Annotated in this window: 11 protein-coding genes; 8 read left to right on the top strand and 3 right to left on the bottom strand. The window is 42.6% G+C overall.

Annotated features, from left to right (window positions below):
• The first annotated feature begins 102 nt into the window (after nucleotides 1-102).
• The 5 genes from ACI2IW_RS08895 (at nucleotide 103) to ACI2IW_RS08875 (ending at nucleotide 7,359) form a co-directional block, all read left to right on the top strand.
• Nucleotides 103-483: a RidA family protein gene (locus ACI2IW_RS08895; RefSeq protein WP_057761400.1), complete on the top strand. Its 381-nt coding sequence runs from the start codon at nucleotides 103-105 to the stop codon at nucleotides 481-483.
• A gap of 175 nt (nucleotides 484-658) precedes the next feature.
• Complete coding sequence (locus ACI2IW_RS08890; RefSeq protein WP_404693411.1) at nucleotides 659-2,947, top strand: primosomal protein N'; 2,289 nt, start codon at nucleotides 659-661, stop codon at nucleotides 2,945-2,947.
• A 234-nt stretch (nucleotides 2,948-3,181) separates the two neighbouring features.
• The gene (locus ACI2IW_RS08885) at nucleotides 3,182-4,369 is read left to right on the top strand and encodes a cation diffusion facilitator family transporter (RefSeq protein ID WP_404693410.1); all 1,188 of its coding nucleotides are present in this window, start codon (nucleotides 3,182-3,184) and stop codon (nucleotides 4,367-4,369) included.
• A gap of 307 nt (nucleotides 4,370-4,676) precedes the next feature.
• On the top strand, nucleotides 4,677-5,381 hold the full coding sequence (locus tag ACI2IW_RS08880; protein WP_404693409.1) for a hypothetical protein: 705 nt from the start codon (nucleotides 4,677-4,679) through the stop codon (nucleotides 5,379-5,381).
• 91 nt (nucleotides 5,382-5,472) lie between these two features.
• Nucleotides 5,473-7,359 (top strand): monovalent cation:proton antiporter-2 (CPA2) family protein, encoded by a 1,887-nt coding sequence (locus tag ACI2IW_RS08875; protein ID WP_404693408.1) that lies wholly within the window; start codon nucleotides 5,473-5,475, stop codon nucleotides 7,357-7,359.
• 32 nt (nucleotides 7,360-7,391) lie between these two features.
• Here ACI2IW_RS08875 and ACI2IW_RS08870 read toward each other — a convergent pair whose 3' ends face one another.
• Nucleotides 7,392-8,321 carry a DUF2628 domain-containing protein gene (locus ACI2IW_RS08870; RefSeq protein WP_404693407.1) on the bottom strand — a complete coding sequence of 310 codons (930 nt, stop codon included), beginning with the start codon at nucleotides 8,319-8,321 and terminating at the stop codon, nucleotides 7,392-7,394.
• 201 nt (nucleotides 8,322-8,522) lie between these two features.
• Here ACI2IW_RS08870 and trmB point away from each other — a divergent pair, with 201 nt between their 5' ends.
• The 3 genes from trmB to ACI2IW_RS08855 all read left to right on the top strand — a co-directional run bounded on the left by trmB (nucleotide 8,523) and on the right by ACI2IW_RS08855 (nucleotide 12,604).
• Nucleotides 8,523-9,362, top strand: coding sequence for a tRNA (guanosine(46)-N7)-methyltransferase TrmB (gene trmB / locus ACI2IW_RS08865; protein ID WP_404693406.1), 840 nt, complete (start codon nucleotides 8,523-8,525; stop codon nucleotides 9,360-9,362).
• A gap of 1,057 nt (nucleotides 9,363-10,419) precedes the next feature.
• Nucleotides 10,420-11,472 carry a recombinase RecA gene (recA, locus tag ACI2IW_RS08860; RefSeq protein WP_404693405.1) on the top strand — a complete coding sequence of 351 codons (1,053 nt, stop codon included), beginning with the start codon at nucleotides 10,420-10,422 and terminating at the stop codon, nucleotides 11,470-11,472.
• A 40-nt stretch (nucleotides 11,473-11,512) separates the two neighbouring features.
• Entirely contained in the window at nucleotides 11,513-12,604 is a 1,092-nt protein-coding gene (locus ACI2IW_RS08855) for a regulatory protein RecX (protein WP_404693404.1), read from the top strand.
• A gap of 207 nt (nucleotides 12,605-12,811) precedes the next feature.
• Here ACI2IW_RS08855 and ACI2IW_RS08850 read toward each other — a convergent pair whose 3' ends face one another.
• Nucleotides 12,812-13,525: a YidB family protein gene (locus tag ACI2IW_RS08850; RefSeq protein WP_404693403.1), complete on the bottom strand. Its 714-nt coding sequence runs from the start codon at nucleotides 13,523-13,525 to the stop codon at nucleotides 12,812-12,814.
• A 241-nt stretch (nucleotides 13,526-13,766) separates the two neighbouring features.
• Nucleotides 13,767-14,225, bottom strand: a complete 459-nt coding sequence (locus ACI2IW_RS08845; protein ID WP_404693402.1) for a hypothetical protein — start codon at nucleotides 14,223-14,225, stop codon at nucleotides 13,767-13,769.
• Between the last annotated feature and the right edge of the window lie 7 nt (nucleotides 14,226-14,232).

The raw sequence follows: 14,232 nt of genomic DNA, 5'->3' as shown, positions 1-14,232 counted from the left end.
GCGCATTTGCATTACTGCTATAGTCTTGATGCAAATAACTAAAATAGAACTGCTATTCTAGTAGCAATGAATCACTTACATAAAATATAAAAGGGATATTCCATGACTCGTCAAACCATCCAAACTGATAAAGCACCTGCAGCGGTCGGCACTTATTCACAAGCTGTAAAAGTCGGCAATACTGTTTATATCTCAGGTCAGCTTGGTTTTGATCCTGACACGATGGAACTAAGAGAAGGTTTTAAAGCACAAGCTGAGCAAGTATTTGAAAACATCAAAGCTATCTGTGAAGCAGCTGGTGGCAGTCTAAATGACGTGGTTAAATTCAATGTATCTTTGACTGACTTGAGTGATTTTGCTGTCTTGAACGAAGTGTTTGTCGCCAATCTAAGCGAGCCATACCCTGCCCGCGCTGCCGTCCAAGTAGCTGCTCTACCTAAAGGTGGTGTGGTAGAAATTGAGTCTATTCTTTATATCGAATAAGATGATATTTGATGCTTAGTATTAGGTGCTAGTTGTTGAGCGCTCATTATTAATTGCTAATTTTAGCAACAGCCTATAAGTCATATCACCATAAGCTTAGCGTCATGCTAAGCTTATTGGTCTCTGTTCTATTATTCTGATCTCATATTCACCTAATAAGACTGCGAAGCCGTTTATGTTGGTACAAGTTGCTCTGCCCGTTCCCCTTTATCGGGTGTTTGACTATAGCCTACCAGATGATATGCTTGCTTTACCAGACAGTACAATACCGACAATCGGCAGCCGTGTCGAAGTTTCGTTTGGTCGTCAGACTCTGATTGGCATTGTGATTGCTCATATTTCGCAAGATGATAGCAGCGTACCTGTTAACAAGATCAAACCTATTAATAAATGTCTAGATGCTGAGCCTATTTTGGACGCTGGCATGCTCAAGCTTGCCTATTGGTTGGCGCGCTATTACCATTATCCACTTGGCGACGTGTTAGCAGTTATTCTGCCAAGCCTTGTCCGTCAAGGCAAACCATTAGATTTACTGATTACCCATTGGCGAATTTTGCCTCATATCACTGATGATGATTTTCGAGCCAATGCTAAGAAACAAAAGCAGCAGTTCGATATGCTAAAGCTACATGGTCAGCACGGCGCCAGTGAAGATGTATTGCTATTAGAAGGGATGCAACGAGCCTTTTTAAAGACGCTAGAAGATAAAGGGTTAGTCGAGCGCTATATTCAGCCAAAACAAGCACCTACTCCAGTTAAACTGGCAAAAATGCCACTTGATCTCAATGATGAGCAGAAACTTGCTGTCGACGCTATTATTGCTGCCCATGAGTCCGATACTTATACTGGTTTTCTACTCAACGGCATTACTGGTAGTGGTAAAACCGAAGTTTATCTGCAAACGATGCAAGTCGTACTAGAGGCTGGTAAACAGGTTCTTATTTTAGTACCAGAGATTGGCCTTACACCGCAAACGCGGGCAAGATTTGCCAGTCGGTTCGCCGCCCACATTGTGCTATTACATTCTGGCATGACCAACACTCATCGCTTACAAGGTTGGCAAGACTGCCGCACGGGGCATGCACAAATCGTGATCGGTACACGTTCGGCTGTGCTATATCCTTTCGCAGATTTAGGCCTGATTGTCGTTGATGAAGCGCATGATGGCTCGTATAAGCAGCAAGACACATTGCGTTATCATGCAGCTGATGTCGCTCTCTATCGAGGTTTACAGTACAAAATCCCAGTCATACTCGGTACTGCCACACCTTCTCTTGAGCATTTAAAACTGGTCGATGATGGCAAACTATCAGAATACCAACTGCTTACTCGTCCAGGTAATGCCAAGCCTGCAACCATGCAACTGATCGATGCTCGCTTGCAAAGCACTCATCAACAAGCACAAGATGACGGTGCACGCTATGATACAGGGCTGACGGATGCCATGATTGGAGCGATACGGCAAACGCTAGAAGCTGGTGATCAGGTGTTAATATTTTTGAATCGTCGTGGCTATGCGCCTGTTCTATTGTGCGAGGCTTGTGGCTGGCAGGCAGATTGTCCGCGCTGTGACGCTCACCTAACCGTTCACTATAATAGCCAAGCTCAGCGAAACAGTCATTCAAGCAACTCTTATTTGAAATGTCATCATTGCGATTGGCAAGCCTATATCCCTACCGTATGCCCTGATTGTGGTAGTCAAAACCTAGATGCCAAAGGTATGGGAACGACAAGGCTTAGCGAAAATCTACACGCAATCTTTGCCAATCCCCAAACTAGCAAAGAGCTCTATCCGATTATTCAAATAGACCGTGATACCACAAGACGCAAAGACAGCTGGGAAAATATTTACGAGCAAATCAATAAAGGTAACCCAGCTATATTGGTCGGAACACAGATGGTTGCCAAAGGTCATCACTTCCCCAATGTCACGCTGGTTTGCTTACCCAATGCCGATCGAGGATTTTTATCAGCAGACTTTCGCTCACCAGAGCATACCGCACAGCTCATGATTCAGGTAGCTGGCCGTGCTGGTCGAGGTGACAAAGCTGGCCGCGTCTTGATTCAAACGTTGCAACCTGATAACGAGTTACTATTAAAACTGGTCAAAGACGGCTACTTGTCATTTGCACGCGAGCTACTGCAAGAGCGTCAAATGATGGGCTTGCCTCCTCATAAACATGCTGCATTGATACGCTGTGAAGGCAAAACTTTGGCAGCTACTACTCAAGCGCTCAAAGATGCTATTGCGCATTTGCCGAATGCTCATAACCTCGCTGTTCTCGGTCCTATTGATGCGCCCATGAGTAAAAAGAACAGCCGCTACCATGCACAGCTTTTGCTATTGGCTAAAGACCGCCGTCAATTGCACCATGTGTTAGGACAGTGGTGGAAGCCAGTGCTTGCCCTACCAAGCGCTAAATACCTTAAGCTTACTTTGGACATTGATCCTGTCGGTTGGTAGTTCTCATTCAGCTCTCAACAAATGGGTACATATCTTTCTGCTTCTCTTCTCATCATGTTTACTTCGTCGTTACAGCTTCTTATGCTTGGCTATGTTAAATTTATAATTATCAAATGGTATACGATCAAGGCTCTACGCCTACTCTACCCATAGCAAGCATCATTTATTAGTAAACGTCACTTATCAATAAGCATCATCTACCGAACGCAACTATCAGCGAATTTGAGTATTATTATGAGTTCAAATAATCCAAACTCTGACGAGCACAATCATAGCCAACAGCATGATAATACGAATGTGCCTAAGTACGTTCGCGAAGATGAAGAAAATAACTACACTCAAGAAAACCAAGGCCATCACGATCATGATGAGCATCTAGAACAAACAACCACAGCACGAGATACCAAAGGCTATCAGCGTACGTTGTTGTTCAGCTTTATTATCATTACTGGTTATATGTTTATCGAAGCCATTGGTGGCTGGCTCACTGGTAGTTTAGCCTTGTTATCTGATGCAGGGCATATGCTAAGCGATGCGATAGCGCTCGGTGCCACTTTGGTCGCATTTAAAATCGGCGAAAAAGCGGCCACTCACCAGAAAACTTTTGGTTACAAGCGTTTTGAGATATTAGTTGCTACGGTAAATGGCGCTACCCTTGTGATAATCGCTTTGATGATTTTTTATGAAGCGATCAAACGTTTTAACTCACCGCCAGAAATTGCCACCCAAGGCATGCTTATCGTGGCCACTATCGGTATGCTGATCAATATTCTAGTCGCTTGGCTAATGCACCGAGGTAGTCAAGGTGGCGAGTCACACGGCCATAATCATAGTCATGGTACGGATGATGCCCAAATCACAGAGCAGAAACCTAGTAATACAGAATCCGTTAACCTCAATATGCAAAGCGCCTATTTGCACGTATTGAGCGATTTATTAGGGTCAGTAGCTGCGATTATCGCTGCACTATTTATGATGGGTTTTGGTTGGGTATGGGCAGATGCAGTGGCATCAGTAATCGTTGCTGTGCTTATTTTAATCAGTGGCTACCGCGTCGTACGTGATTCTGTGCATATATTGATGGAAGGAACGCCTGCCAATATATCGCTAGTCGATGTGGAGCAAAAATTACTCGAAGACGCTCAAGTACAAAAAGTACATGACCTACATGTTTGGAGTATTACTAGCGGTCTCAATGCACTCTCTTGTCACGTGGTGGTCGATGGTGAAATGAGTATCCATGAATCAAATATTCTAATTGCCAGTCTCGAGCAAAGACTGCTGGAGCTTGGTATTCACCATGCTACTATTCAGGTCGAAAGCTCGTTTCACCCGCAGAATATCGCACATAGCGATGCATTGGTCTGTGATATTGCAGGACAGCTACCTGATGGTAATAGTCATATTGGTCATAACCATTGACGATACATTTTCAGCTAAGTGTCTGAATAGATAAGGCAGTAATTCGAACCCTAATCTAGCAAATATAGGCATGGTCAGCTCATATTGGCTTGTACTAAACGTTACTTGGAATTAGAAATCGAACTTTGGTCAAATTAGAGCAGTTATGATTTGCGACAATCTTTTACTTTATTCAACTTAAAAAAATTAAGTCCGAATCGGCTTATGTGGTTATAATAACTATTATAAAGTTTTGTTTAGCACCCCAGTTAATTTTTATAATCATACTTTTTGGTATTTTCACTCTATCTATTGATGATACAACACTATGTCTAGACGCTCAGCACCCTTTGTCGCCCCAGACTATATCGATGATCCTGCATCAAAAGATGGCAAAAAACACGCCAAAGTTTTGTTATCAACGCTGCAAGAAGACATTGCAAACTTTCGTAATGAACAGTTTCCACCTGATATTTTGCGCCAAATTCGTGATATGCCTATTTATGAAGGCAACTTAGCCGAAGTCCAAACCTATCAACAACGTTGGCAAAATCTGCTTGAGCGTGCAAAGGATTTTTATCCAGCGGCCAACATGCCACCTGATTACTTACCGCTCCCAGCCAGCCTTGAAATACCGCAATTCATCTATCACGTTCAGCGTCTACACTTAACTAAGACACGTGCTAAAGAGTCCAAAAGTTTTGGGTCAGTAGGCGCCCTGACTGATAAATGTGGTCAATATACGGATGATGAAATTGAGCGCATGACAACGGTGCTAGATAACGACGAGGAAGCGCGACTGGTAGCGCATCGTGAGTTTATCGATCTGCGTGCTTATGTTTTTTGTCGTGATAGTAAGGGCGAGATGCTAGAGCCTGAGCGGGTACGCTTTTATCGTACTGGTCTGATTGTACATGCCCTGCCTGACTTTAAGATTGTTGATAGTCGCCAGACACCGCGTAAACGCCGCAACGATGCTTATAATAATCCGCTTGCAGACAATGGGGTGTGGAAAATTTATCGCAAAAAATAATAGATACTAGCGCGATATCGTTTTAGCCATACTGATTTTAGTCACGTCCATTTTATATTGTGTATTTTATTCAAATTTTTAAGGAGCCCAGATGTTTGCTGCCGCCGCCGGCTCACCAAATCTCATGTTGCAAGCCACTATCTTTTTGGGAGCAGCATTGCTCTTTGTCCCTCTCGGTAAACGCTTCGGCATTGCAACGGTTTTAGGCTACCTCATCACTGGACTCATATTGGGCCCCAGTGGGTTGGATGTGGCAGGCGACGCTGAAAGTCTATTGCACTTTTCAGAGTTTGGCGTGGTCATGCTGCTGTTTATTATCGGGCTTGAACTCCAGCCTTCGCGGCTCTGGGCATTGCGCCGCTCTATATTTGTATTGGGTGGTTTGCAGGTCGGCTTAACTGGTACGCTACTGATGTGGCTATTACATCAGTTTTTCTCCTTACAACTAGATACCGCCTTTATCGTTGGTTTTGGTTTAGCGCTATCCTCTACCGCGTTTGTACTACAGATACTGACTGAAAAACAGCAGCTTTCGAGCACGCATGGTCGAGAAGCCTTCACTATCTTACTATTCCAAGATATTGCGGTCATTCCGTTGTTAGCAGTCATTCCGTTCTTATCAGGGGTGCGTGAGCAAAGCTACGATTTAATTTATTTTGGGAAAGTATTTGCTGTCTTTGCCGGTCTGATTTTCGCCAGCCGTTATGTGGTTCGACCCTTCTTTAAATTTGTGGCTTCCAGTGGTGCATCAGAACTACTGACAGCGGTCGCCCTATTTATCGTGATGGGCGTATCTATCTTGATGGGTCAAATCGGTTTATCAATGGCATTGGGTGCATTTTTGACAGGTGTGTTGTTAGCAGATTCTGAGTATCGTCACGAGTTAGAAGCCAGTATCGAACCTTTTAAAGGATTGCTACTAGGTCTATTCTTTATGTCGGTCGGTATGCTTACCGACGTCAAACTTATTTTAGCAGAGCCCATCTTTATTATTGGCTGTGCGCTTGCCTTGATGTTTATCAAGTTTGCGGTGATTGCAGGTATTGCAAAAGTATCGGGCAATCGCTGGCCGACCAGTATCCGATTGGGCGTAACCTTGGCCCAAGGTGGTGAGTTTGCCTTTGTCCTGTTTAGTGTCGCCACTGCTCAAAACGTCTTGCGTCCCGAGCTTGCTAATACTCTTAACTTAGTCGTTACTATTTCGATGGCGCTAACACCTCTGGCATTCTTATTGTTAGAAAAAGTAGGTGAGCCGCTATTTGCCAAGAGCAAACCGAGCCGCGAATACGATACCATTCCCGATCATGAGCATCAGGTCATTATTGCAGGCTTCGGCCGCGTTGGTCAGATTATTGGCCGTGTACTGCGCATGCATAATATCGAATTTACCGCCATTGAACGCTCTGCAAATCGAGTAGATTTCGTAAGAAAATTCGGTAACCAAGTCTATTATGGCGACCCGAAAAACCCTGAGATTTTACGAGCGGCAGGTATTCAAAAAGCGCGAGTGTTTATTCTTGCTATCGATGACTTAGAGCGCTCTATCACCACCGCTCAGTATCTTCGTAAGAATTATCCTGAACTGATTGTATTAGCAAGAGCGCGCGATCGTCAGCATTATTATCGTTTGCGTGAGGTTGGCGTGCGACACATCTGGCGTGAGACTTATTTGTCGTCTTTGGACATGTCACGCGAATCACTACAGTTATTAGGTATCTCACCAGAAAAAGCGCGAGAAACAGTAAAAACATTCCGTGATTATGATGATGACTTGATCGAACGCCAACAAGCTATCTACGATGATGAAGCTAGCATGATTGAATCCGCGCAATCAGCAATGGCTGAGCTTGAAAGCTTGTTTGATGAAGACATTGGTAAAGCACGTAAAATGGATTTGACCGATTTTTATGAGGCGTTAAAGAGCCAAGCAACACCAGTTGAGGAAAAGGGTGATACTACAACGGACTCTAAGCATTAGCAACATCTACAAGCACTCGTGAAATACAGCCCCTAATCAGCTATGCAGTTTTTAGGGGCTTGTTTTTTATTCAGTGAGCTTATGCAATCCCAGTTATCACTGTCTGGTATATGATAAAAGACCAGCGTCTGCTCGTTTAAATAGCGTATCGGAAACGTCACGTTCTGAATCGTTGCCACTACTGCACAGTCGGTTTCTGTTACGCCAGCAGCCTGAATATTGACATGCATACGTATTTGCTGCTGTTCGGTACTCAGGGGCAGGTTTACTGGACACTGCCCTGTCTGCTGATAAATCAACGCCACTCGATTTTGGGCATTCTTTGCAATATCATAAGCGTCAAACAACACTTCGTTTGCTTTTGGCTTGGCAATAATCGGTAAAAACTGCACCTTAATTACCAATAACGAAAACGCAAAAAAACTAAACCCTAATGCCAGTCCGAACAAGCTAACGCCACCTTCTCTTTGCAGATGCGCCTTCTGTGCTGCCTCATCTCGCGGATGATCATTTATCGCATCAGCGATCTCACGCCTTGCCATACGGTAGTAATATGCATCAGTCCAGCGTGCCACCATAAACGACCAAAATAGCCAAATAACGGCAGCAATGCCGATACGTATTGCCATCTGATAGGCATCTGGCACATAGGACATCGCTACAAACTCAAAAGCGACTAGCACCAGCGCGACATTAAGCTGAATAAAAGACCACCCTGCGACACTATAGACAATCGCATCCATATAGCGCTTGCGATATAGCAGCCAAGGAAAAGTGATAAAAAACGCAGCCCAATGCCATTTTGGCGACAGATAACCTTGCTGATCAAACTGCTCAAAGCGTTTGAGATAATAACGCTGGGTACGATTGCCTATGAACCACTTGTCTAACTGCTTACGTTTAGCAGGTGTTAACGATTCTTGATAAAACGGTGGCGGTGAATCTGTCTCGATAAATAACATGGCAACACGCTCTACTTGCTGACTCTTAGAAAAAGCATTTAAAAGATACCATTATATGATAACGCTAAAACCCGTGTGTAACATAGAGAAACCACAGCACCGACTAGCAAATACGCGAAAATAGGATTGTCCGTTCACAGTTGTATGGATTTGACTTATAATAAGCAAACATCACCCACCTAATTAAGCCTTACGAATCCTATGAGTCAACATTCTGATATCAATGACAACGTCAATAGTACCGATACTACTGATGAGCAAACCCTTAATAGCACAAGCGAGCCTATCGATATCGATAACAGCACCAACCAAGAGATAGAACCGACCTCTGACAAGCATATCCGCATCGTCAATACGTTTATGAAGCGCCGTACGCACATGAACAAAAACGCTGAGCTTGCACTAACTGCTCCAGAATTTTCTGAGTATTTGGTCAATAACAGCTTTGGTGATGGCGATCTTACCGGTATTGACAACTTACGTACGTTATTCGCCGATAGACCTAACGGCCCAGATGCACTGCTTACGGTAGAGATTGGTTTTGGCTTGGGTGATTCGTTTATTGAAATGGCGGCCGCTGACCCTACTCGTAATTTTGTCGGTGTAGAAGTGCATGAGCCTGGTATTGGTAAATGTGCGTATATGGCAGGCACCCAAGATTTGAGCAACGTAAAAATCATCAACGGTGATGCCATTCAATTGCTCAAGCAGCTACCAGAAAACCATATCGACCGTATTCAGCTATACTTCCCTGACCCATGGCAAAAGAAGCGTCACTATAAGCGTCGTTTTGTCAGTCCTGAACGTATGACCATCGTTACGCGCAGCTTAAAACAAGGCGGCTGGTTCCATACAGCAACTGACTGGGAGCATTATGCATTTTGGATGGTTGAAGTATTGGATGGTTTCGCTGGATTGACCAACAAAGCAGGTACAGGTAATTTCACTGAGCGTCCTGACTTTCGTCCAATGACTAAGTTTGAGCGTCGTGGCCTCGATCGTGGGCATGGCGTCTGGGATTTGATCTATATCAAAGACTGATTAATACAGCTCTACTTTTAAGTGTTTTGACAAAGCGGCTATCTGATGTAGCCGCTTTTTTTTGGCCTTCTATAGGCTGTAGAAAATATCTCTAAAAATACTAGACATCCTATGCATAACTATGTCTACTGACATCTTAGATGTATATCTTGAGTCATACTCCTGACTTTTAATGCCTATAGTATGATTATGCATAAAAAAAGATAAATTTATAATTTGTGAAACATAGCGCTCATAGCGTTGTTTGTAGACAAAACTGCTTCTCTAAAGTGATTAGAAACGAAATATAGAATCCATTCCTAATAATAATAATCTACGTAAACTTATGTATTATAAGGCTTTACAGAGTTCTCCCCATAAGCTGTGGATAACCCTGTGCATAAGTCACTACTTGACAACTTTATAGCTAAGCAACTTAAAGGATAAGGTAAAATCGTTCATTTTTTGTACAATTTATAAAACCTTTAAAATCAGTTACTTACATTAAATTTATACACATAAAAAATTATTTTAAATAATTTCTAAAATAATTTAATTCTTCATAATGTTTCACAATCAGCGAAAATAAGCCTTTTATTTGTTGTGGACAACTCCCAGATCTATTGACAAGCACAGTCATTATCAGGTTCAAAACCACAGCGACCTATCGCATTATTTCCGTAGATTTTAGCTTCATACCATACGACAGATAGTGTCGTCTAGCATCTCTCAACGCTCATTATAGTGCTTTGCTTTTGTTATAATTACCTTATCAAATCAACAGTGTTAAAAAGTTGAGTCGAGTAATCAGCATGCCAAGTCTGACTTAAAAACAACGATAACGACAGTGTATTACGGACTTATTTTTACTTCTCTCGCTATTTAATTTTACTGTATAGTAGAACGATACATTCGATACTACTATCTATACCAGTCACGTGACAACCTATTTTTCGATAAAACAGCCAAACAATTATTACCGACTTCATAACAGTCAGTATGCGTTTGTCAAAAGTTTTAACAGTACCAATATTTTATTTATAGCATCAACTTAACTACCGAAAACAAGGAATCCAATATGGACGACAATAAAGCCAAAGCCCTCAAAGCGGCATTAGGTCAAATCGAAAAGCAATTTGGTAAAAACACCATCATGCATCTAGGCGATGACTCGGCCATTATGGATGTCGATGTGGTCTCTACAGGCTCTCTAGGATTAGACATTGCGCTTGGCATTGGCGGTCTACCAAAAGGCCGTATCGTTGAAATTTACGGCCCAGAAAGCTCAGGTAAGACGACGATGACCCTGCAAGCTATTGCAGAATGTCAAAAGCAAGGCGGTACTTGTGCCTTTATCGATGCCGAGCATGCGCTTGACCCTGTTTATGCACGCAAGCTTGGGGTAAACACTGATGACTTATTGCTCTCGCAGCCTGACAATGGCGAGCAAGCACTTGAAATTACCGATATGTTGGTACGCTCAGGCGCAATCGATATGATCGTGATTGACTCAGTAGCCGCCTTGACGCCACGTGCCGAGATTGAAGGTGAAATGGGCGACTCACACATGGGTCTGCAAGCGCGCCTTATGAGCCAAGCCCTACGTAAAATCACTGGTAACGCCAAACGCTCTAACTGTATGGTGGTGTTTATTAACCAGATTCGTATGAAAATCGGTGTTATGTTCGGTAGCCCTGAGACTACGACTGGTGGTAACGCGCTGAAATTCTACGCCTCTGTACGTATGGATATTCGCCGTATTGGTGCTGTTAAAAACGGTGATGAAATCATTGGTAACCAGACCCGTGTCAAAGTTATCAAAAATAAAATGGCACCACCTTTCCGCCAAGCTGAGTTCGAAATTACTTACGGTGAAGGTACTAACCACTTAGCCGAAGTTATTGATTTAGGTGTGGAGATTGGATCGGTTGGTAAAGCAGGATCTTGGTACAGCTATGGCGACGAAAAAATCGGTCAAGGTAAAGCCAACTCTGTGCTTTTCTTAAAAGAGAATCCTGCCATTGCTCAAGAAATCGAAGACAAAATTCGTGACGAAAAGCTTGGTACGAAGAAAAATAGCAAAGCCGACGAAACTGAAGAAGCAGAACAGGCTTCTGAACCTGTACAATAATGGTTTAACGATTAACCGTTGTCAGTAACTATGATTCATTATGAAAATTAAAACCTTAGCTGAAATTCTAGCTGAGTCGGGTGCCGACTCAGCTAGTTCTGTTGATAGCAAACCAAAAAAACCATCCAAGAACTCTCATACGAAAGAGCCTAAAAAACTAGAGAAACCTAGTAAACAGATTATCCGTTCAAGTAAAGATAATTCAGTCACGAATGACGCTACTATTGATACAGCGTTTTTTGAAGACTCCTCTCCTAAGTCAAAGAAAACTTCTAAATCTAAAAAACGTAAAAAGCGTTTTCATCCAGCGGCTAATTTTACCGCTGAGCCTAGTGACACCCCTATATATCAACCACCTGAAGCGCAAACCATCAAAGAGATGCTGGCAGAAGTCAAACTCGACATTCAGAATGACGAAATTGACAATAGCTTAGCAACAGATAAGGGTCGTAGCACTGAGCCATTTCCGAAAAACTCAGAAAATGAAGCTGAGCTTTTTGCTATCAATGATAGTGAAACAGACAGCCAAAACGATAATATACCAGCTGCGCTCAAAGCCTACTTACGAACTCCTGAACAAAAACAAGCAGAGGTCGATGCGATTAAAGCAGAAAGTCGATTGCGTTGGCTCGCATTTTATTATTTATCACGCCGCGAATACGGTAAGGCTGAGCTAAAGCAAAAGCTGATCGACAAAGAACAAGACCCAGAGAAAATTGATGCCCTGCTCGATGAGTTTGAAGAAAAAGGTTATCAAAGTGATTACCGCACTACCCTAATGCTGATACGTGAGAATATCCGTAAAGGTCGCGGACGTGGTCGGATCAAACAAGAATTCTATCGTAAGAAGATTGCTATGCCAGGTAATATCGATGAGCTAATCGATATGGCAAATACTGAGTCTGATGAATTTAGTGAGTTTGTAGATGATGATGCAGATAACCTAGTCGATGGTGTGGATTGGCTGAAACTGGCGGTGATAGCACGTACCAAAAAATACGGTAATGAGATACCAGTTGAGCAAAAGGAAAAAGCCAAGCAGCTACGTTTTTTACAGTATAGAGGGTTTAACACCGATATCTGCTTTGCAGCACTTAATCATACTACAGAGACCCTAGACGAACGATTCTAAGGGCTTACTATCGCTATCACTGTCCCTGCCAAACGGTATTTATCGACAATCATACTATTATGACAAGTATAAAAAAGAGCACGTTATATAACGTGCCCTTTAATCAATGCTGCCAGAATCAGTACTGCCAGTCATTTTAATTGATACGGCTTTAAAGTATACAATTAGAAGTCTTCGAATTTTAAGCTATCAAACTACTTGCACAAACTATTTAAGGTTGCCAAGACGACTAGATAGCTGGCTAATGATTTGATCTATCTCTTCATTGGCTTCAGACTCATTATCCAGATTGCCATTAGGCGTTAGCTGATTCATGACCTCAGGCAACAGCTCAGCGAGTCCTTGTCTTACCTCAGTTTCATTAGCACCAGTATGAGCGGCTACTTGCTGAATTTCGTTTTCGTCAAATAAACGGTTAATTTCGTTTGGATCTAAATTATCATTTGCTTCGTTATTACTCATCCAAGAGCGTGCTTGACCTTCGTAGCCCATACCAGTGATTTTTGACAACGCCCCACTCAAACCACCATTACGTTTGATCCAGCTAAGTACCATAGGCATCAATGCAGCGACGAGCATACCTTTACCACCAAACCCACTATTAGTACGCTGACCACCTAATACACTACCTAAAATATCACCTAGTCCGCCAGCACCTGAACTCATACCGCCGCGCTGACTACCGCCCGTGAGACCACCAATGATGTCATCTAAGCCAAAACCATTATCTGCTTGACGGCTATTTTGTTGAGGGCTATAACCACCTGCCTGACTGCCACCGCCCAACACACTACCTAAAATATCACCTAGTCCGCCAGTCTGCCGTGTTTCAGTACGTTGGTTAACTGGATTGCGCTGAGCGTCGTCTGGATTCATTGCACTACGTGCCACTTGGCTCACTAAATTCCCTAATAAGCTCATTATCTACTCCTCTTCTTATCCTATTGTTTAATATAAAAATACTGCTAAAAACTGTGAAACTTCATATCTGTCTACATGTTTTTTAATAACAGGACAGCAGAATTACGAGTTTTATTTTCTATTTTTAATATAACAGATTTTAATATAACAAACCTCTTTGTCCTTTGAGATAGCTATTTTGTTATGACGTGTAGAGATTTTTCATCGTAAAAGGAGAAGTCTAAGACCAGTAGATAACCAGTTATCTAGCATTACCCTTACTGGTATTGGCTAAAATATTTAACTGTCGCCATTGCTCGTGATTTACTTGGTCGCGGAATATAGTAGTCGAAAACGATCTTTGATAAGGCTCAACGATATTGAACTCGATACTTATCGCCCACTGGTAGCAATTTATATCGATTAACTCTGCTTGCCATAACTCATCGCCGCGTCCCGTTCGTATCAGTAATTGCCATTCTTTATCAACACGCTGACTGAACTCTGGCTGACTAATATGTAATAGTATCGGTCTCGATATAATCAGATAACTTGCAACTGCTGCCGAAAATATTAAGATTAGTAAATCCTGCCACAAAGTCAAAGATGCAAACCATGCCAATATCATCATAACGCCAGTCAAGCCTACATATAGCAGCGCGCGTAAATAACTGGCAGGCTTGATAGCTGTATCAATACGTAGCGAGGTTACTAGCGTCATATAAGCG

It is taken from the genome of Psychrobacter sp. NPDC078501, from assembly GCF_044900935.1.
Classification (GTDB): domain Bacteria; phylum Pseudomonadota; class Gammaproteobacteria; order Pseudomonadales; family Moraxellaceae; genus Psychrobacter.
This window is presented reverse-complemented; position numbering and strand designations above follow the sequence as displayed.